16 protein-coding genes are annotated in these 18,883 nt (G+C 67.9%); 7 read left to right on the forward strand and 9 right to left on the reverse strand.

Annotated elements, in window-relative coordinates; translation table 11 throughout:
• Positions 1-5 precede the first annotated feature (5 nt).
• Entirely contained in the window at positions 6-1,388 is a 1,383-nt protein-coding gene (locus tag ACM6LR_RS14595) for an FAD-binding oxidoreductase (RefSeq protein WP_414943953.1), read from the reverse strand.
• A 198-nt stretch (positions 1,389-1,586) separates the two neighbouring features.
• Between ACM6LR_RS14595 and ACM6LR_RS14600 the strand changes: the two genes are divergently transcribed.
• Positions 1,587-2,375, forward strand: a complete 789-nt coding sequence (locus tag ACM6LR_RS14600) for a Calx-beta domain-containing protein (RefSeq protein ID WP_414939415.1) — start codon at positions 1,587-1,589, stop codon at positions 2,373-2,375.
• Here the strand turns inward: ACM6LR_RS14600 and ACM6LR_RS14605 are convergent.
• Positions 2,359-5,322, reverse strand: a complete 2,964-nt coding sequence (locus tag ACM6LR_RS14605; RefSeq protein ID WP_414944035.1) for a BTAD domain-containing putative transcriptional regulator — start codon at positions 5,320-5,322, stop codon at positions 2,359-2,361. The two genes, ACM6LR_RS14600 and ACM6LR_RS14605, sit on opposite strands and share 17 nt — an antisense overlap.
• 173 nt (positions 5,323-5,495) lie before the next feature.
• On the opposite strand from ACM6LR_RS14605, the gene ACM6LR_RS14610 reads away from it, so the two are divergent.
• A complete protein-coding gene (locus ACM6LR_RS14610) occupies positions 5,496-6,479 on the forward strand; it encodes a hypothetical protein (RefSeq protein WP_414939414.1) in 984 nt (327 codons plus the stop codon).
• Positions 6,480-6,541: 62 nt separating this feature from the next.
• On the opposite strand, the gene ACM6LR_RS14615 is transcribed toward ACM6LR_RS14610, so the two are convergent.
• Together ACM6LR_RS14615 and ACM6LR_RS14620 are read right to left on the reverse strand one after the other, a co-directional pair.
• Complete coding sequence (locus ACM6LR_RS14615; RefSeq protein WP_414943954.1) at positions 6,542-7,039, reverse strand: DUF3830 family protein; 498 nt, start codon at positions 7,037-7,039, stop codon at positions 6,542-6,544.
• Positions 7,039-8,289 (reverse strand): aspartate aminotransferase family protein, encoded by a 1,251-nt coding sequence (locus tag ACM6LR_RS14620; RefSeq protein WP_414943955.1) that lies wholly within the window; start codon positions 8,287-8,289, stop codon positions 7,039-7,041. Before ACM6LR_RS14620 ends, ACM6LR_RS14615 begins: the two co-directional genes overlap by 1 nt.
• Before the next feature lie 88 nt (positions 8,290-8,377).
• On the opposite strand from ACM6LR_RS14620, the gene ACM6LR_RS14625 reads away from it, so the two are divergent.
• From ACM6LR_RS14625 to ACM6LR_RS14635, 3 genes are all read left to right on the forward strand, one after another.
• The gene (locus ACM6LR_RS14625) at positions 8,378-9,841 is read left to right on the forward strand and encodes an NAD-dependent succinate-semialdehyde dehydrogenase (protein ID WP_414939411.1); all 1,464 of its coding nucleotides are present in this window, start codon (positions 8,378-8,380) and stop codon (positions 9,839-9,841) included.
• Between the two features lie 11 nt (positions 9,842-9,852).
• Positions 9,853-10,926 carry a tartrate dehydrogenase gene (locus ACM6LR_RS14630; protein WP_414939410.1) on the forward strand — a complete coding sequence of 358 codons (1,074 nt, stop codon included), beginning with the start codon at positions 9,853-9,855 and terminating at the stop codon, positions 10,924-10,926.
• A gap of 898 nt (positions 10,927-11,824) precedes the next feature.
• Entirely contained in the window at positions 11,825-12,301 is a 477-nt protein-coding gene (locus tag ACM6LR_RS14635) for a DUF4262 domain-containing protein (RefSeq protein WP_414939409.1), read from the forward strand.
• Between the two features lie 4 nt (positions 12,302-12,305).
• Here the strand turns inward: ACM6LR_RS14635 and ACM6LR_RS14640 are convergent, their stop codons facing one another.
• From ACM6LR_RS14640 to ACM6LR_RS14650, 3 genes are read right to left on the reverse strand one after another with little or no spacing between them, the layout of a single operon-like run.
• Positions 12,306-12,998, reverse strand: a complete 693-nt coding sequence (locus ACM6LR_RS14640) for a GntR family transcriptional regulator (protein ID WP_414939408.1) — start codon at positions 12,996-12,998, stop codon at positions 12,306-12,308.
• A gap of 3 nt (positions 12,999-13,001) precedes the next feature.
• Positions 13,002-13,772 (reverse strand): maleate cis-trans isomerase, encoded by a 771-nt coding sequence (locus ACM6LR_RS14645; RefSeq protein WP_414939407.1) that lies wholly within the window; start codon positions 13,770-13,772, stop codon positions 13,002-13,004.
• 44 nt (positions 13,773-13,816) lie between these two features.
• Complete coding sequence (locus tag ACM6LR_RS14650; RefSeq protein ID WP_414939406.1) at positions 13,817-14,557, reverse strand: Asp/Glu/hydantoin racemase; 741 nt, start codon at positions 14,555-14,557, stop codon at positions 13,817-13,819.
• 100 nt (positions 14,558-14,657) lie between these two features.
• Between ACM6LR_RS14650 and ACM6LR_RS14655 the strand changes: the two genes are divergently transcribed.
• The gene (locus ACM6LR_RS14655; protein ID WP_414943956.1) at positions 14,658-15,647 is read left to right on the forward strand and encodes a D-2-hydroxyacid dehydrogenase; all 990 of its coding nucleotides are present in this window, start codon (positions 14,658-14,660) and stop codon (positions 15,645-15,647) included.
• Between the two features lie 7 nt (positions 15,648-15,654).
• Complete coding sequence (locus ACM6LR_RS14660; protein ID WP_414939404.1) at positions 15,655-17,031, forward strand: amidase; 1,377 nt, start codon at positions 15,655-15,657, stop codon at positions 17,029-17,031.
• 61 nt (positions 17,032-17,092) lie between these two features.
• Here ACM6LR_RS14660 and ACM6LR_RS14665 read toward each other — a convergent pair whose 3' ends face one another.
• Together ACM6LR_RS14665 and ACM6LR_RS14670 are read right to left on the reverse strand one after the other, a co-directional pair.
• Positions 17,093-18,313: an MFS transporter gene (locus ACM6LR_RS14665; RefSeq protein ID WP_414943957.1), complete on the reverse strand. Its 1,221-nt coding sequence runs from the start codon at positions 18,311-18,313 to the stop codon at positions 17,093-17,095.
• Complete coding sequence (locus ACM6LR_RS14670; RefSeq protein WP_414939402.1) at positions 18,310-18,828, reverse strand: helix-turn-helix domain-containing protein; 519 nt, start codon at positions 18,826-18,828, stop codon at positions 18,310-18,312. Before ACM6LR_RS14670 ends, ACM6LR_RS14665 begins: the two co-directional genes overlap by 4 nt.
• Positions 18,829-18,883: the final 55 nt, after the last annotated feature.

Raw genomic sequence — 18,883 nt, forward strand, 5'->3', positions numbered from 1 at the left:
CACTTTCAAGCCCTCTCAGCGAAAAGAACACCGGGGTTGAGGATCCCGGCCGGGTCGAAGCTCTCCTTGATCCGGCGCATCAACGCGATCTTCGCCGGGTCTTCCAGGTCGAGGAAATAGCCGGCTTTGGCTTTCCCGAGGCCGTGCTCGCCGGAGATCGCGCCGCCGAGTTCCATGCCGAGCGCGAAGATGTCGGTCAGCAGTTTCTTCCGCTTCTCCTGGTCCTTGCAGAAGATGGCGAGGTGGACGTTGCCGTCACCTGCGTGTCCGCAGCCGAGTGCGCCCGTCTCGCGAGACAGCGCCATTTCCCTGGTCCGCCGCAGGAATTCCGGCATCGCGGACCTCGGGACCACCACGTCGATGATGTCGTCGGCCCCGACCGCCTTGGCCGTCCAGAACGCCTTCTCGCGCGCTTCGATCAGCTTGCGCGCGGAGCCGCCTTCGAGCACGTACACGTCCATCGCGCCGAGATCGCCCAGCAGACCGCCGAGTTCCTCGATGTCGGCGTGCAGCCGGTCATTGTCGCGGTTTTCCAGTGCCACCACCAAGTACGCCTGGGCGGAGTCGCGGATGTCGTCCGGGACGCCGAGGCTGAGTTTCTCGTTGTAGCTGATCGCCGCGAGTGTCAAGTTGTCGATGTACTCGACGATGTGCGGCGCCAGCCCGCTGGAGATGATTTTCGGGACGACGGTCATCACCTCGTCGAAGGTCTCGAACGGGGCGAGCACCGTGGCGCCGTACGGCAGGCGCGGGTACAGCTTCACGATGACCTCGGTCGCGATCGCGAGCGTGCCCTCGGAGCCGATGATCAGCTGGGTCAGGTCGTAGCCGGTCGAGATCTTCGAGGTCTTGCCGCCGGTCCGGATGATCTCGCCGGTCGGCAGGACCGCCTGCAGGCCCACGACGTTGTGCCGCGTGACGCCGTACTTGACCGCGCGCATGCCGCCCGCGTTCGTCCCGACGTTGCCGCCGACACTCGCGCTCAGCTCACCGGGGTAGACCGTGTAGCCGAGCCCCGCCTCGGCGGTCTTTTCGTCCAATTCGGACAGGGTGACGCCGGGCTGGACGACGGCGACATGGTTTTCCGTGTCGATCTCCAGCACCGCGTTCATTCGCTCGAACGAGATCACCAGGCTGTCTTCGCGTGGCTGCGCGCCGCCCGAAAGCCCGGTGCCCGACCCCCTCGCGGTCACCGGCACGCCGGTTTCGCCAGCTGCCTTGAGCAGCTCCGCGACCTCCTCGGCGCTTCCCGGTTTCGCCAGGTAGGCGGGCTGCCGCGGGGTAGCGGTCAAAGCCTCGTCGTGTGCGTAGTCCTCAGGGATCGCCTCGCCGGAAAGCAGATTCGTGTCCCCGACGATCTCGGCGAACCGTGCCGCAACATCGCCCATCGACAGCCCTTCCTCGCGCCTTTGCCTGGTTACCGAAGCGTAGTACGTCGTGGGCGGCGATGGCCATGAATCATTTTCATGTTTGACCGTATTCGGCGGGCCATCGGCCACAACCTCGCGACAACCTCATTCGGTTACCCATGTCGCAGCGGGTCGCGGCGGCCCGCCGGAAGGGGTGGACGCTCGATGGGACCAACGATGAGACGGATCACGACGCTGGGGGCGGCGCTCGCGGTCACGTTCGGGCTCGCGGTACCAGTGGCCGAAAGCGGCGAGGCGGGCTGCACGGCGCCCGTGGTGAACGCCGGCGGCGTCAGTCAAGCCGAGGGAACGAGCGCCGGGTACACCACCCTCCTCTTCACCGTTTCCGTCGCCGACGGCGGTTGCGCACCGCAAGGTTCGGTCGAGTACCGGACGATCGAAGGCAACGGCTCGCCGATCGATCCGGCGGTCACCGCGAAGGAGGGTGTCGACTACCTGCCGACCGGCGGCACGCTGACCTGGTCCGGGAGCGCGGGCGCGCAGACCATCGCGGTCAAGGTCCGCGCCGACGCCCTCGTCGAGAACGACGAGATGTTCTCTCTCCGGCTTTACGGAGAGCGGGGCGTGCGGATCGGGCACAGTGTGGGCGTCGCCTGGGTGGCCGATGACGACGCGGCCAAGACCGGGCCGCTGGCCACCACCCAGGAGGGCGAGATCTGCTGGTCGATCCCGCCCAATTTCGCACCGGGCAGCACCTGCAGGGTGCCCGTCGTGCTCTCCCGGCCGTGGACCGGGCCGCTCACGATCCGCTATCGCACCGAGGGCTCCGGCCACGTGCCGGTGAAGGACGGTGTCGTCACCTTCCCACGCGGTGAGACCAGGGGGTACGCCGAATTCACGTACCTGCCCGATCAAGCAGGAAAGGCGCGGGTCGAATTCTTCGGGCCGTCGCAGGGCAGGCTCGTGTACGCGACCTCGACCGTGGTGATCAGCCCCGCCCGGTGACGAGGTCGGCGTCGGCCGTCGCGTTCGCCCGCCGGTACAGCTCGATCGCTCGAGCCCAGTGGGCGGCCGCGGCGGCCGTGTCGCCGCACCGCGTCTCCAGATCGCCGAGGTCGCGGTGCAGATGAGCCTCCTCGTACGGATCCGGGACACTCTCCCGGACCGCGAGGCCGCGCTCGAGGTTTTCCCTGGCCGCCGCCAGGTCGCCGAGACCCACGTGGGCGCGCCCGAGCCGGTCGAGCGCGGCGGCTTCGCTGTGCCGGTTCCCGACGTCCCGGCTGATCGACAGCGCCTGGTCGAAATCGTCCCGCGCGGCCCGGAAGTCGCGGCGGGAGAGATGGACCTGACCGGCGTGCAGCAGTGACTCCCACTCCTGCCACCGGTCGCCGATCGCCCGGGACGCGGCCAGCGCCTTCCCGAGATGCTCCAGCGCGACGTCGTGATCGCCGAGTTCCTCGTAGGCCTCGCCGAGCGTGTCCAGAGTGGCTGCCTCCAGCCGGGCGTTGCCGAGTTCGCGGAACGCCTCCAGCGCGTCCGTCAGCGGGCTGAGGCCGTCCATCGGCTGGCCGCGGCGGATGTAGGCGTGGCCGAGGTTGCGCTGGGACAGCGCGCGCCCGAGCCGGTTACCCGCCGAGGTGCACCGTTCCACCGCGAGCCGGTACGCGGTGATCGCCTCGTCGAACCGGCGCAGCGCGGCATAGGCGTTCGCGGTGTTGTTGTAGATGTGCCCTTCGCCTTCGAGATCTCCCGCGGCGCGGGCGGCCTTCAACGCGCGGGCGTTGGTCTCGAGCGCGTCGGTCAGCCTGCGGGTCATGAAGTAGGCCGCGCCCAGCGCGCGCAGCATTTCCGCCTCCGCCAAGGGATCGTCGAGTTCGGCGGCCGCCACGGCTCCCTCTCGGCAGAGCCCGATCCGCTCGTTCCAGCCTCCCGTGGTGTCGTAGAAGCTGGTGAGCAGATAGGTGAGCTGCCAGGCGGCGGTGCTGCGGCCGTGTTCGCGCGCGAATCGCACCACGGGCAGCAGATTCGCGCGTTCGGCACCCAGGAACGCCAATGCCGCACGCCTTTCCGCCGGGAACGGCCGCTCGGGCGCGGGGTGGCGCAACGCCGGGGTGACCAGATCGCGGTTCGGATCGATGATCCGGTTCGCCTCGGCGGCGACGTGCAGGTACCAATCGATCAGCCGGTCCGCCGCCTCGGCGCGGCTCGACGTCGTTTCGTCGGCGCGGGCGCACGCGACGGCGAACTCGCGGATCAGATCGTGGAAGCGATAACGGTCATGGCCCGCCGGGGTGATCAGATGCGCGGCGGACAGCGCGGCGACCGCGGCCCGGCCCGCTTCGGCGGGCACCCCGCACAACGCGCTTCCGAGGGCCGAGCTGAACGACGTCCCCGGAGTCGACCCGGACAGCCGGAACAGGTGCGCCGGCGCGTGCTCCAACGGCAGGTAGGCGCTCGCGAGAACGGTCTCGACGGTCCGAGAATCTCCTTGTACCGCAAGGGTTTCCAAGCGTCCGACGCCGGTGAGTTCGTGGGTGAGCTCCGCGATCGGACGGCCCGGTTCCCCGGTCAGGCGCGCGGCGGCGATCCGCAACGCCAGCGGCATCCCGTCGCACAGCCTGGCCAGCCGCGCGGCCTGCCCGGGTTCGCGGGCGACCCGGTCGGCGCCCAGTACCCGGGTGAGCAGGGTCATCGATTCCGGGTCGGCCAGTGCGTCGAGGGCGAGCACGCGGACGGCGTGCCTGCTGCCGAGCGCGGCCAGGGTCTGCCTGCTGGTCACGATCAACATCGCCTTCGCCGTCCCGGGGACGAGCGGCAGGATCTGGTCGACGCTGCCCGCGTTGTCGGCGACGATCACGCAACGCCTGCCGTGCAGCAGCGAGCGGTAGAGCGCCGCGCGTTCGGGCGTCGCGTCGGGCAGCCGATCGTCGGGGAGGCCGAGCCCCCGCGACAGATGGGCGAGCGCGTCGCCCGGCGAGACCGCCTCGTGCGGGTCGTGCCCGGCGAGGTCGAGGAAGAGCTGGCCGTCGGGGAAGCGGTCCGCGATGCTGTGCGCCCACTGCACGGCGAGCGCGGATTTACCCATCCCGGCGGCGCCGGAGATGACCACGACCGGCGGTTCGGGTTCGTCGAGCAGCCGGTCCAGTGACGCGAGTTCCTGCTGCCGTCCGGTGAAATGCCCGACACGGGCGGGAAGCTGCGCCGGCGCCGTGCCCCGCGCGGGCGTGTCGAGTTCGGGCGCGCGGCGCAGGATCGCCGTATGCAGGTCGACCAGCTCCGGGCCGGGGTCGGCGCCGAACTCCTCCGCCATGCCCCGGCGTACGATCTGGAAGGTTTCGAGCGCTTCGGCGTGCCTGCCGCAACGATGCAAGGCGAGCATGTGCAGCGCGGCGAGTCGCTCACGGTACGGGTGCCCGGCCCGCAGGCGCGGCAATTCCCGGACGACCTCTTCGTGGCCCCCGAGCCGGAGTTCGGCGTCCCACAGTTCTTCCCAGGCGGACAGCCGAAGTTCCTGGAGACGCTCGACCTCGTGGAGCCCCCAGCCGTCGAGTTCGGCGTCCGCGAAGGCTTCGCCGCGCCAAAGCCGCAACGCTTCGCGCAAGGCGGTCACCGCTTGGCCGGGATTGTTCCGTTTGGCGGCACGAAGCTCCTCTTCGAAACGGAGAGCGTCGACTGAGGATGGCGCGACCGTCAGGAGGTACCCGGGTTTGCGTGTCAGCAAGACCGGTGGGAATCCACAGTCCTCCAGTGCCTGCCGGATCCTGGCGACGTGGCTGTGCAGGGTCTTCACCGCGGTGCGAGGCGGATCCTCGCCCCAGAGGACGTCGACCAGCCGGGGGATCGGGACGACCGAGCCCGCGTGCAGGGCGAGAACGCCGAGCACGGCTCGCTGGCGGGCGCCGTGCAGCTCCGCCCGCCCGGTGGGGCCGATCGCTTCGACCGCGCCCAGCACCCGTAATTCCCCTGGCCCGGGCACCCTGCTCCCTCCGGCATGTGACCTCGGTGAGCGTATCCGGGCGAAGACTCACCGAAATCGGCCAATTAGGGCACAAGATTCCGACAACCGCGCCACAACCAGCCTGTCCGACGGTCAGCGGGTCGAATGTTTCGCCCAAGGAGGGAAACATGATCAGCAGGAACCCGCGGCGCCGGCGAACCTTGATCGCCTCAGCCGCATTGGCCTTCGCGACGTTGTTCGCGGGAGTCACGCCGGCGGTACAGGCCGCGCCGGAGGCACGCAGCGACGTCTTCATCCGGGACAACGCGTCCGACGTGGGCTTCGAGTCCTCGAGCGGCTCGCTCTACTCCAGTCCCGACGTCCGGGTGTGCTTCTCGGCGACGGTCTTGTGCGCCACCGACGACCCGATCGTCCAGGGGACCACCGCCTACATCCACGTCACCGCGAACCGCCCCGGCCCGTACGGGGACGACCTCGAAAACGGGAACCTGCAGGTCTGGTACACCAAGCAGGGCACCGTGGCGCAGTGGCCGAACCAGTGGACCTACATCGGGTCGAAGACCAACGTGGCCGTGCCGTTCGGCACCAAGACGGTCGTCATCCCGTGGCAGGTCCCGATCGGCTCGCACTTCTGCCTGCTGGCCCGGTGGCTTTCGCCGACCGACCTGCCGACGGAAGGTCTGAGCACGTCCGCGAATACGCGGAACAACAACAACATCGCCTGGCACAACGTGAACGCGGTGCCCGCGAAGATCAAGGTCCCGCAGTTCCGGCCGATCGTGTTCGGCTGGGACGGCCGTGAACCCACGGCGGTCGGCGACATCGTCTTCACCCAGCCGGGCAAGCCGTTCACCGGTCCGGGACGGATCACCATCGACCTCGGTCCCGACCTCGCCGCACGCTGGCGGGCAGGCGGCGCGAAGGGCGAGGGCATCGAACGGGTCGGCGAGACCGAACTGGCCATCGTGAACCCGCAGAAGGCCCGGATCAGCGGGCTGACGTTCAAGTCGGGTGAGCAGGTGCCCGCACAGCTGAGCTTCACCGCGGGCGCCGAAGCTCTCGGTGGGAAGTACACCGTCCACGTGACCCAGGTCGACCAGCGCGGCAACGAAGTCGGCGGCGTCGAATACCGGATCACCGGCGTTCAGTAAGCCAGGGAGGGGTGCCGGCCTGTGGGCGGTGAGGGTGGGGAACCCTCATCGCCCGCAGGCTTTTACGCGCGTGCGAACGAAAGCGTCTCGCCCTCGACACCTCGCAGCCAGAGGTCCTGCGCGGCCTCCGCCATTTCGGCCAGTCCCTCTTCGATCGTCGCGAACACGTTGCCGGGCACCCAGCCCGCGTCGCCGTTGATCAGCAGGTTGTTGCGGCCGTAGAAGATCGCGAGATCCGTCGCGCCCTGGTCGCTGTGCGCCGCACTGTCATCGTCGTAGCCGTACGCCGGGTTGCCGATCTCCCACGCCTCGAACCCGAAGTACACGACATCACCCGGAATCGGGGTCACCGTGGGGTTTTCGCGTCCCGGTTTCGGTTCGGCGAAGGGTGGCACGAGGGTGTAGACCTCGTTGCGCGCGTACTTCGCGTGGTAGGCGGAACCGCTTTGTGGCAACGCGTCCCACACCGCGCGGCAGGTCCGCGGGGCCTCGGTGTCGAGCAACCGGGCCCGGCAGGACACTCCGCGCTTGTCGAGGGTGATCGTGATGTAGCGGGCCATCACTCGACCCCCGCCACGACGTCACCCCAGATCCGCAGCGCTTCGTCGACCTGCTCGGTGTCGACGATCAGCGGCGGCACCATCCGGACGACGTTCATGTACGCCCCGCAGGTCAGCAGTAGTAGCCCGTTGGCTGACGCGGCTTTCTGGGCCGCCTGGGCCTTCGCCGTGTCCGGCTCGCCGTCCGGCGTGGTGAACTCGGAACCGACCAGCAGCCCCAGTCCGCGGACGTCGCCGATCGACGGCGACTTGTCCGCGATCACCCGCACACCTTCGAGCAGCTGGCGTCCGCGTTCGGCGGCGTTCTCGACCAGCCCCTCCCGCTGGATCACCTCGAGCGTGGCGATCGCCGCCGCGCAGGCCACCGCGTTACCGCCGTAGGTGCCGCCCTGTGAACCAGGGAGCGCCTTCGACATCAACTCCTCGGACGCGGCGATGCCCGAGATCGGGAATCCGCTCGCGAGTCCCTTCGCGATGAGCACGATGTCCGGCCGTACTCCGAAGTGGTCGTGTCCCCAGAACTTCCCAGTCCGGCCGAAGCCGGTCTGGATCTCGTCCATCACCAGCAGGATCCCGTGTTTGTCGGCGCGTTCCCGCAGCCCGGCGAAGAACTCGGGGTTCGCCGGGACGTACCCGCCCTCGCCGAGCACCGGCTCGATGAAGAACGCGGCTGTCTCGTTCGGCGCGCAGACCGTCGCGAATAGATAGTCCAGCTCGCGCAGGGCGAACTTCGTCGCGGTCTCCTCGTCCCAGCCGTAGTGGAAAGCGTAGGGGAAGGGCGCGACGTGCACACCGGACATGAGCGGCGAGATCCCGGCGCTGAATCGCGTGCCCGAAGTCGTCATGGTCGCCGCCGCGACGGTCCGGCCGTGGAACCCGCCCTGGAAGACGATGACGTTGGGCCGCTTGGTCGCCTGCCGCGACAGCCGGAGTGCCGCTTCGACCGCCTCACTGCCCGAGTTCGCGTAGAAGAGGGAATTCAGGCCCTCGGGCAGGACGCCGCCCAGCTTCTCGGTCAGCTCCAGCATCGGCTTGTGCATGACCGTCGTGTACTGCCCGTGGATGAGCTTGCCGATCTGCTCCCGCGCCGCGCTCACCACGTGCGGGTGGCAGTGGCCGGTGCTGGTCACGCCGATACCGGCGGTGAAGTCCAGGTGACGTTTGCCATCGGTGCCGTAGAGGTAAACCCCTTCACCGTGGTCGACCACGACCGGCGTTGCCTGCTTGAGCAGCGGTGATAGCTGGGCCATGGGCTGCGCTCCTAGGTCGGCTGAGCTGTTGTCGATTGTTGACAATATCCATAGCATGGCGTCCGGGACAACATGGAGGAGCGTTGGGATGAGCTCGATCAGTGAGGCCGGCGTAGTCGCGGCGGTCGACAAGGAACTGTTCATCGGCGGCACGTGGGTGCCCGCCACGAGCGGGAAGACCTTCCCCGTTCTCGACCCCTCGACAGGTGAAGCCCTGTGCGAGGTGGCCGACGCGTCACCGGCGGACGGTGTCAGCGCACTCGACGCCGCCGTCGCCGCACAGGCCGACTGGGCGAACGTCGCCCCACGCGAACGCGGCGAGATCCTGCGCCGCGCCTACGAGCTGCTCATCAAGCGCGCGGACGAACTCGCGCTGCTGATGACCCTCGAGATGGGCAAGCCCCTCGCGGAGTCGAAGGGCGAGATCACCTACGCGGCCGAGTTCTTCCGCTGGTTCGCGGAAGAGGCCGTCCGGATCGACGGTGGCTTCGCCGTCTCGCCCAACGGCGCCGGCCGCTTCCTGGTGACGAAGCAGCCCGTCGGACCGTGTCTGCTGATCACGCCGTGGAACTTCCCCATGGCGATGGGCACCCGCAAGATCGGGCCCGCGGTCGCGGCAGGCTGCACGATGATCATCAAGCCCGCCGCTCAAACCCCCCTTTCTATACTGGCCCTCGCGGCGATCCTCGCCGAGGCAGGACTGCCCGAAGGTGTGCTGAACGTGCTCACGACGTCGGACTCCGGCGGTGTGATGGAGCCCCTCATCCGGGACGGCCGTGCCCGGAAGCTGTCCTTCACCGGCTCGACCGGCGTCGGGCGGAAGCTGTTGGAACAGTGTGCGGACAAGGTGCTCCGCACCTCGATGGAACTCGGCGGCAACGCTCCTTTCCTGGTCTTCGAAGACGCCGACCTCGACGCGGCGGTCGAAGGCGCGATGACCGCGAAGATGCGCAACATCGGCGAGGCCTGCACGGCCGCGAACCGCTTCTATGTCCAGCGAGGCATCGTCGACGAGTTCTCCCGGCGCCTCACCGAGCGCATGGAGGCCCTGCCGATGGGCCGCGGCACCGAGGAAGGTGTCGTCGTCGGCCCGCTCATCGACGAAGCCGCGGTCGAGAAGGTGAGCGGCCTCGTCGCGGACGCCACCGAGCGAGGGGCACGCGTCCTCACCGGTGGGTCTACTGTGGACGGTCCGGGCAACTTCTATCAGGCCACGGTGCTCACTGACGTGCCCAAGGACGCCAGGCTCGCCTCAGAGGAGATCTTCGGGCCGGTCGCCCCGATCACTCCGTTCGACAGCGAGGACGAGGCCATCGCTGCGGCGAACGACACCGAATTCGGTCTCGTGTCCTACGTGTACACCTCCGATCTCAAACGGGCGCTGCGGGTTTCGGAACGACTGGAGGCCGGCATGATCGGCCTCAACCAGGGGCTGGTCTCGAACCCGGCGGCGCCGTTCGGCGGGATCAAGCAGTCGGGGCTCGGTCGTGAAGGCGGCACCGTCGGCATCGACGAGTTCCTCGAGACCAAGTACATCGCGGTGGCTCTGTGATTTCTCAAGCAGTGACTTCGCAAGCCGGGACCTCTTATCGCATCGCCAGCATTCCCGGCGACGGGATCGGCGTCGATGTCACGGTCGAGGCCCGCAAGGTGCTGGACCGTGCTGCGGCGTCACATGGCTTCTCCTTGTCCTGGAAGGAATTCGACTGGAGCTGTGAGCGGTACACCAAAACCGGCTCGATGATGCCGGACGACGGTATCGAGCAGCTTTCCCGGTTCGACGGGATCCTCCTCGGTGCCGTCGGATTTCCCGGTGTGCCGGACCATGTCTCGTTGTGGGGTCTCCTCATTCCGGTGCGGCGCGCGTTCACCCAGTTCGTCAATCTCCGGCCGGTCCGTTTGTTGCCGGGGACGACGTCGGCACTGGCCGGCCGAAGCGCCGAAGAACTGGAGATGGTGATCGTCCGAGAGAACTCCGAGGGCGAATACTCGGAGATCGGCGGCAGGCACAATCGCGGTCAGGGGAACGAGTTCGTCTTACAGGAATCCGTGTTCACGCGGGTCGGGGTGGAGCGGATCATCCGTTACGCCTTCGAGCTGGCGAAGACACGGACTGGACGCGTTTGCTCGGCGACGAAGTCCAACGGGCTCATTCACTCGATGCCGTTCTGGGACGAGATCTTCTTCGACATCGCTTCGGAATATTCGGACGTACACGCTGAACAGTGCCATGTCGACGCCCTCGCCGCGCGGATGGTGCAGGCACCGGAACGGCTCGACGTCGTGGTCGCTTCCAATCTTTTCGGCGACATCCTGAGCGACCTGGCGGCGGCCGTGACGGGCGGGCTCGGAATGGCGCCTTCGGGCAACATCAATCCATCTGGCGAGTTTCCTTCCATGTTCGAAGCGGTGCACGGCAGCGCTCCCGACATCGCCGGACAGGGCATCGCGAATCCGGTGGCGCAGATCCTGGCGGGTGCGATGCTGCTCGATCATCTCGGGGAAACCGCTGCGGCACAAGACGTTCACGCCGCGGTGGAGAAGGTGCTCGAGGAAGGGACCGTGCAGACCCCTGACCTCGGGGGGAAGTCCACCACCGCCGAACTCGGGTCCGCGGTGGTCGCCGCTCTATCTTGAACCATCCGCATAGAGGCGTGTCAAGTCCCGGGATGTCATGAATGGTCCGTTCATGACTTCGGGTGGGGCGAGCCGGTCGCCAAGGTGACGCGTGAAGTACATGAAGCCCCTTCCTTGCGCCAGGCGAAAGGAAGGGGCTTCATGTACTTCACATTGTTTCCGCGATGCCGGTCGAAAGTCCGTGAAGGCCTCCTTCCCTACCTTGAGAGTCAGGGTCCCGGCAAAGTCGCAGGGCTGCTGGTCAGCGCGGCTGGTGGTAGTCCGAGCTTGACATTTCTGGTGCCTGCCAGGGTCGAGCGGGGGGATTTGGGACGGTGAACGTCCGAATGTTCCCCGCTCGGGCGTGTGCCGGAGGGGGCATGTCCCTGAAGCTCTGTAGCTCAAGCTCCGCGACCGGTGCGAACCCGCGACGATGGAGGAATGGGGACACTCAACGTCCCGATTCCTTCATCGTCAGCCTTACGCAGCGACGACTAACCGCCTGACCTGCAAGACCTCGACTTCGCCGGGACCCTGACCTTGAGAGTGGGGAAGGAGGCCTTCACGGACTGGGTTGTCGTGATTGGTTTTGGTGGTCTGGCTTTGCCTACCCGTTGGTTTCGGCGACCGAGTCCGCCGCCGAAGCCTTGAGCAAGTCCGAGGCCGGAGCTGCCACGAGACGATGAAGGAGTCCCGAATCCTTCATCGTCACCCTCGGACACCGCTCACGACCCACCCGGTCCGGCCACCCGAATTCCGGTGGGCCAACACGCCAAAATTCGTGAAATTCCCTGCCCTGCAAAGGAAAACGCGGATAAAAGGCCTCTGTGTCGCACGAGCGCTCACTCGAGCCGTGAGTTTTTGTCGGTGCCTCGGTGCACAGTGTCGATCATCGAATTCGACGACTGGAGGAGTGCTGATGTGCTGGCATTGTGACAACCTTGGGAAGACTCGCGACGACTACCTCATCGAGGAGGTCCGCCCGCTGATCCGGAAGTACGGCTGGATGGTGCAGACAGTCGAGCGCGGAGCCGTCCAACCCGGTTTCGCCTACACGGTCGGGCTCACTGATGCCGGGCTGCCGGAGCTCGTCGTCACCGGCCTGAGGGAGCGAAGATCCGGGCAGCTGCTGAACTATTTCGCTCAGCAGGTGGTCCGGTCGGGGCCGCCGGAATCCGGCGAGGTGCTGCCCGCGGCGGTGGGATGGCCGGCGTTCGAGATCGTTCCGCTCAGTTCACCGTCGGCGCACATGCTCACTGCCGTCCTTCTGTACGGCGACGATTTCCGTGCTCTGCAAATGGTCTACGAGGACGAGCACGGAAACTGGCCGTGGGACAGGGAGTTTCGCGGCGGGACCGGCGGGCAACCGGTTCTGGGGGCGCGGGGCCGTGGCTGAATTCTCAAGGCACCGCGGGTGCTTCGCCCTCCCGCAGACTGGTCCCCGGGGCCAGCCGCTGGACCGCGTCCTCCATGTGGGCTTCCAGCAACGACAGCGCGGTCTCTTCGTCGCCCGCCCGCAGGGCCTCGATGATCCGGGTGTGCTCGGTGACCCGTTCTTCGACCTGCTGGTAGGTCCCCTGCAGTGCGGTGAGGCACATCCGGGTCTCGATCAGCAGGGTTCGCGCCATGCGCACGAGCCGCTTGCTGCCGGAAGCGGCGATCAGTGCCTCGTGGAACCGGAGGTCCGCCCACGACAGGGCGGTCGGATCGTCGTCGTCGGCGGCGACGGCCATGGCTCCCACGGCCTGTTCGAGTTCGGTGGCGACCTTCTCCCGGTCGCCGCGCAGGGCTCGCAGCATCGCGGCACGCTCGATGGCCGAGCGTGCCGAGTAGATGTCGTAGACGTCGCCGGGTTCGAGGTCGATCACGAACAGGCCGCGGTGACGCTCGCTGCGCAGGAGCCCTTCGGAGACGAGGTGCTGCATCGCCTCTCGCAGCGGTCCCCGCGAGACTTGGAACCGGGAGGCCAGGTCGGTTTCACCGAGTTGGGTGCCGGGAGGAAGGGCGCCGGTCATGATCGCGTCCCGCAACTGGCGCGCGATGATCCCGGCGGTCGATTCCCGGCTGACCGGCTCGATATCCGGCAAGGACATGGTTCAGTTGCCTCTCTTGCCGAACAGCGCGCCCAGTGTTCGGACGAGCGGAGCCTTGCCGGTGAGCCGGAGGCCTTCCCAGACGGTGACCTGATTGGCGGTCAGCACCGGCTTGCCGAGCCGGGTCTCGAGCGTGTTGATCTCGCCGAGCGTCCGCATGGCGGTGTCGGGGACGAGCAGCGCGTCGGCGGCCGGATGGTCGCGGCTCACCGCGAGTTCGAAGACGGCTTCCGGGCTGAGTTCGCCGACCTCGGCGGCGGTGTCGATGTCCGCGCTGCCCATCGAGACCACTTCGATCCCACCCGCGCCGAGGAACTCGACGAACAATCTGGCGACGTCGTCCGGGTAGCTGGCGGCGACCGCGACCCGCCGGACGCCGAGTGCCTGAGCGGCGTGGACGAAGGCGAAGGAGGTGCTCGACGCCGGGACGCCGGCGACGGCGGCCAGCCGGTCGGCCTGGTCGCGAGCGCCTTCCCAGCCGTAGACGAAGCTACCGCTGGTGCATGCCCACACCACCGCGTCCGGTTCATGCTTGGCCAGCAGCGCGGCACCGTCGGCGAGACGGCTTTCGCTGCCGAGGTCCAGGAGTTCGGGTACGGCGTGCAGATCGGTCCCGTAGATGTGCTCGACCGGCAGCTTGATCCCGGCCATGTCCCCGCCGAGGAGCTGCTCCGCGAGCGGGTAGTCGTCTTCGGCCGCGTGGTCGGGGTAGATGAACCCGATCGTGGTCGTCTCGGACGGGGGCTCAGGCGGAATGAGCGGCGTGATGGGCACGAGACCTCCGGAGGGCAGATTGTCGACAATCGTAGGGGAAGAGGTCAATCGACCTCGCGGAGCCACTTGCCGGGCCCGACGATCGGCAGGTTCATCCGCCGGAGGCAGGCCCACATCGTGAGCTGGTTCGCGGTGAGGACGGGTTTGCCGAGCGCGCTTTCGAGTGGCTCGATCAGATCGTAGGTGGGGAGGTTGGTGCAGCTGACGAAGATGGCGTCCGCGTCGGCGTGGTCGGCGGCGAGGATGCGTTCGGCGATGGTCCGGTAACTGACCTTCCAGATGCCGCCGCCCAGGCCGAGGTGGTCGCTCGAGACGGTGCGCACGTCGAGTTCGGCCAGGAAGTCGTGCAGCTTCCCGGTCAGGTCACCGTCGTAGGGCGTCAGCACCGAGACCTGGTGGAGGTCGAGCTGGTGCAGGACCTCGGCCAGCGCCCCGGAGGTGGTGACGGCGTCCGACGCTCCGGCGTCGCAGATCGCCTTGGTCAAGGAGCGCTCGTAGTCCACACCGTTGACGAAACTGCCGGAGGTGCACAGATAGGCGACGACTTCGGGCTCCACATGGAGTACGTCTCTCGTGGCGGCGGCGAGATGCCTGCTGTCGCTGACGAGCTGGGCCATCTCCATGCTGACGGGCACGGGTTCGTACGGCGTCCGTGCCAGATGGAGGGAGACCTCCATGGGCACCCAGCGCCACAGCTCTCGTTCTAGGGCAAGGTCGAACGGAGCGATCACGCCGATGCCGCGCTGCGCCAAGGGCCCTTCGAACTCCAATAAGTCGAAATCCAAGTCTCAGCCTCCGGAGAACTTCTGCTGCCACAGGTCCGGTGCTCCGGGGGTCGTTCCTCGGATTGTTGACAATCATACGAGCCACTTTTACGGTGTCAACGTGATCGCTTCGGAGACCCCTGTTCTGGCGGTGCTCTGCGGAGACACTCGCCCACCGGATATGCGCGCCATCGAAGCCGAAACGGTGGTTCGTTACACCGACGAGGCCGGGTTGGCTGACGCGTTGTCCGGAGCGGACGCGCTCTTCGTCTACGATTTCCTGTCGACCGCCGTTCCGGGTGCCTGGCACGCGGCCGACCGGCTTCGCTGGCTGCACATCGCCAGCGCGGGCGTCGATCCCGTGCTGTTCCCCGGGCTGCAGGAGAGCGACGTCGTGCTCACCAACTCGCGCGGCGTGTTCGACGGCGCGATCGCCGAGTACGTCCTCGGGGTCGTCCTCACGTTCGCCAAGGACTTCGTCCGTTCGTGGGACCTGCAGCGGCAGAAGCAGTGGAAGCACCGGGAGAGCGAACGCGTCTCCGGTCGCCGGGTCCTCGTGGTCGGTACCGGGCCGATCGGCCGGGCGATCGCGCGGCTGTTGCGGGCGGCCGGGATGTCGGTGGCCGGCGTCGGGCGACGTGCCCGCACGGGCGATCCCGACTTCGGGGACGTGCACGTGTCCGCGGAGCTGACACGCCATCTCCCCGAGGCGGACTACGTCGTCGCGGTCGCGCCACTGACGGAGCAGACGAAGGGAATGTTCGACGCCCGGACCTTCGCCGCGATGAAACCCGGCGCGCGGTTCGTCAACGTCGGCCGCGGTGAGCTTGTCGTCCCCTCCGACCTGGTCGGCGCCCTCCGGGACGGGCCTCTCGGAGGGGCGGCGCTCGACGTCTTCGACACCGAGCCGCTCCCGTCCGAGAGTCCTTTGTGGACCATGGAAAACGTGCTGATCTCGCCGCATATGTCGGGTGACTTCGTCGGCTGGCGGAATACTCTGGTAGAGGTGTTCGCGGACAACTTCCGTCGCTGGCGCGCGGGGGAGCCGCTGCGCAACGTCGTGGACAAGCAACTCGGATACGTGCCGTCGGAGACGCTTCGCCAAGGTTAGGGGCCGGATGAACGACACCAAGTTGACCGCGAGCGAGCTGGTCGCCGCGTATGCCACCGGAGAACTGTCACCGGTCGAGGCCACCCAGAACGCTTTACGCGTCATCGAAGAACGCGACGGCGAGACCAACGCCTACTGCCTGGTCGACGCCGATGGCGCACTCGAACAGGCGAAAGCGTCCGAGATCCGCTGGCGCGACGGTAATCCGATCGGCTGGCTCGACGGTGTCCCCGCCTCGATCAAGGACATGTTCCTGACGCAGGGCTGGCCGACGCTGCGCGGTTCGCGGTGCATCGACCCCGACCAGCCGTGGGACGTCGACAGTCCCGTCACCGCCCGCCTACGCGAAAACGGCTTGGTGCTGCTGGGAAAGACCACGACGCCGGAACTCGCGTGGAAGGGCGTCACGGACAACACACTGACCGGGGTCACCCGTAACCCGCACGACCCGTCGACGACGGCGGGAGGATCCAGCGGTGGGAGCGCCGCGGCCGTCGCGGCCGGGATGGGCGAGCTTTCCGTCGGCACCGACGGCGGTGGCTCGATCCGGATTCCGGCTTCGTTCTGTGGAATCGTCGGTCTCAAGCCGACACACGGCCGGATCCCGCTGTTCCCGGCGAGTCCGTTCGGCCCGCTTTCGCATGCCGGACCGATGGCGCGTTCGGTGGACGACACGGCACTGCTCCTCGACGTCCTCGCGATGCCCGACTACCGTGACCCGGCCGCGCTCGCTCCGCCTGTCTCGACCTTCCGCGAAGCCGTCCGCAGGGACGTACGCGGGCTGATCGCCGCCTACTCGCCGACACTCGGCTACGTCGATGTCGATCCGGAAGTCGCGGCGATCGTCAAATCGGCGGTCCAGTCGCTGGGCGACGCGGGCCTGCACATCGAAGAGACCGATCCCGGCTTCGCCGACCCCAAGCCCGCCTTCGACATCCTGTGGTCGACGGGTGCGGCCAAGTGGCTGGACACCTTTCCCGCCGGATCGGATACCAAGGTCGATCCCGGCCTTCGGAAGGTGTGGGAATTCGGCAAGACCTTCTCGGCGAGCGAATACCTCGGCGCCAACGCCGAGCGGGCCGCGCTGGGCATCCTGATGGGGGAGTTCCACACGCGCTACGACGTGCTGATCACGCCGACCCTCCCGATCCCCGCCTTCGAAGCCGGGCACGAGGTGCCACCGGGCAGCGGGCTGAGCGGCTGGCCGGACTGGACGCCGTTCACCTACCCGTTCAACATGACCCAGCAACCCGCCATCAGCGTCCCGGCGGGCCGCACCTCCAGCGGCCTTCCGGTCGGCCTGCAGATCGTCGGTCCTCGGCACTCCGACGACCTGGTGCTCGCGGTCGCGAAACTCCTCGAGGAGGTCCGTCCCTGGCCGTGACCCGGGGAAAGGGAGCAAGGGACCTTTGCTATCGCCCGGCGGGGTCGCGAGGTCCGGGAGGTCAGGATCGGGCGGCGTGGGTCTTCCTGACCAGGCCGCGCACCTGGCCGCTGCACAGGGCGAAAAAGGTGGCGACCACGACCAGCCCGGCGCACGCGAGCAAGGTCGTGTCGGTCCCGAAGTGCTGTGCGGCCGGCCCCGCCGCCATCTGGCCGAGCGGCAGGGCGATGTAGGAGCCGAGCATGTCGTAGGAGTAGACGCGTGCGAGCTTTTCCTCGGGCACGTTCTCCTGCAGCGAGACGTCCCACGCCACCACGAACTGCTCGAGCGCCACGCCCGAGAGGAACATGACCGCCAGCAGCAGGGGCAGCAAAGGCGCCTGGCCGAGCAGGATCAACGGTGGTGCTTCGAAAAGGATCACCGCGACCCCGATGAACAACGCGCGCCGCGGCTGCCACCGAGCCACGAGGACCCCGCCGACGAGTGAGCCGACCGTCTGCGCCGCGAGGGCGAATCCCCAGCCGGAGCGGCCGAAGGTGCTGTCGGCGACGACGGGTCCCAGCACGGCGATCCCGCCCGCGATGACGGCGTTCACCACCATGAACTGCACGACCACGACCCACACCCAGGTCCGTGACCGGAACTCGCGCCAGCCTTCGGCGAGTTCCGCCAGCGGGCGGCTGCCGGGGATTCGTTCCCGGCGGCTGAGGCGGATGCGCCGATAGGACAGGGCGGAGCCCAGGAACAACAGCGCGTTCCCGCCGAGCGCCCAGCCGGGACCGGCCGCGGTGACCAGGATGCCGCCCAGCCCGGCGCCGCCGATCCGGCCGGAATTCGAGAGCAATCGGCCCAGCGCGTTGGCCTGCGCCAGCAGGGCGGCGGGCACCGTCAGCGGGGTGAGTGACGCCGAGGCGGGCGCGGAGATCGCGGTCACCGCCCCGTTGACCACGCTCAGCCCGACCAGCAGGGGGATCGACGAGAATCCACAAAGGACGCTCGCCGCGATGGTCGCCTGGGTCAGTGTCGCGGCGATTTCGGTGCCCTGCAGGATCACCGAGCGGGGCAGCCGATCCGCCAGTACCCCGCCGAACAGCAGCAACACCACGCTCGCCACCGACCGCGCACCCACGACGATGCCGATGTCGACGGCCGAACCGGTCAGGTCGATCACCGCGAACGCCAGCGCGAGCGGGGCGACGGCATTGCCGAACTCCCCGAACGTGCGGCCGCCGATCAGCCAGCGGAAGTTGTGGTGGCGCAGGGGTTCGCGCAGTGACGTCACGATCGTGTCATTTCGAACAGCGAAACCGTCGCGCTGACCGGGATCGTGCCCCGGGTGCGTGGCGGCCGGGCTGCCGAGTGCAGGATCCTGCCCAGTTCGCGGGCGTGTTCGAGCGCCTGTTCCCAGGTCTCGCGGTCGACCCACATCTCCGCGTCGGTCGTCGCGCCCCGCTCGCCGGGGACACGGAATTCGCTGCGGCGCTTCAGTTCTTCAGTCATCGCCGCGATGAGAAGCTGCTCCTCCTGCGGATTCGCCGCGGTGAACCGCCCGCCGGACTCCGGGTCGTGCCGGTAACGCTTCGCCAGACCGCCCCGGATCCGGACCTCCTCGGCGACGTCGAGTAGTCCCGCTTCGTGCAGCCGTCGGAGGTGATAGCTGACATTCGCTTGTGTCTCACCGAGTTCGCGCGCGGCTTCGGCCGCACTCATCGCGGCACCGGTCAAAAGAGACAGAATGCGCAGTCGCACGGGATGGGCGAGGGCACGCAACTCGTCAAGGCTGGAGGACTCGGTCACGGGGCCGAGTATCGACTGCCGGGACGTCGACCGTCAAACAGTTATTTGGGGGTTT

The organism is Amycolatopsis sp. cmx-11-32 (assembly GCF_047608695.1).
Taxonomy (GTDB): domain Bacteria; phylum Actinomycetota; class Actinomycetes; order Mycobacteriales; family Pseudonocardiaceae; genus Amycolatopsis.

What these genes read in the sequence shown, in the direction of transcription:
- ACM6LR_RS14615 (WP_414943954.1), bottom strand. Translation starts at nt 7,039, where the DNA reads ATGGCCCGCTACATCACGATCACCCTCGACAAGCGCGGAGTGTCCTGC.
- ACM6LR_RS14635 (WP_414939409.1), top strand. Translation starts at nt 11,825, where the DNA reads ATGTGCTGGCATTGTGACAACCTTGGGAAGACTCGCGACGACTACCTC.
- ACM6LR_RS14595 (WP_414943953.1), bottom strand. Translation starts at nt 1,388, where the DNA reads ATGGGCGATGTTGCGGCACGGTTCGCCGAGATCGTCGGGGACACGAAT.
- ACM6LR_RS14610 (WP_414939414.1), top strand. Translation starts at nt 5,496, where the DNA reads ATGATCAGCAGGAACCCGCGGCGCCGGCGAACCTTGATCGCCTCAGCC.
- ACM6LR_RS14600 (WP_414939415.1), top strand. Translation starts at nt 1,587, where the DNA reads ATGAGACGGATCACGACGCTGGGGGCGGCGCTCGCGGTCACGTTCGGG.
- ACM6LR_RS14625 (WP_414939411.1), top strand. Translation starts at nt 8,378, where the DNA reads ATGAGCTCGATCAGTGAGGCCGGCGTAGTCGCGGCGGTCGACAAGGAA.
- ACM6LR_RS14640 (WP_414939408.1), bottom strand. Translation starts at nt 12,998, where the DNA reads ATGTCCTTGCCGGATATCGAGCCGGTCAGCCGGGAATCGACCGCCGGG.
- ACM6LR_RS14660 (WP_414939404.1), top strand. Translation starts at nt 15,655, where the DNA reads ATGAACGACACCAAGTTGACCGCGAGCGAGCTGGTCGCCGCGTATGCC.
- ACM6LR_RS14620 (WP_414943955.1), bottom strand. Translation starts at nt 8,289, where the DNA reads ATGGCCCAGCTATCACCGCTGCTCAAGCAGGCAACGCCGGTCGTGGTC.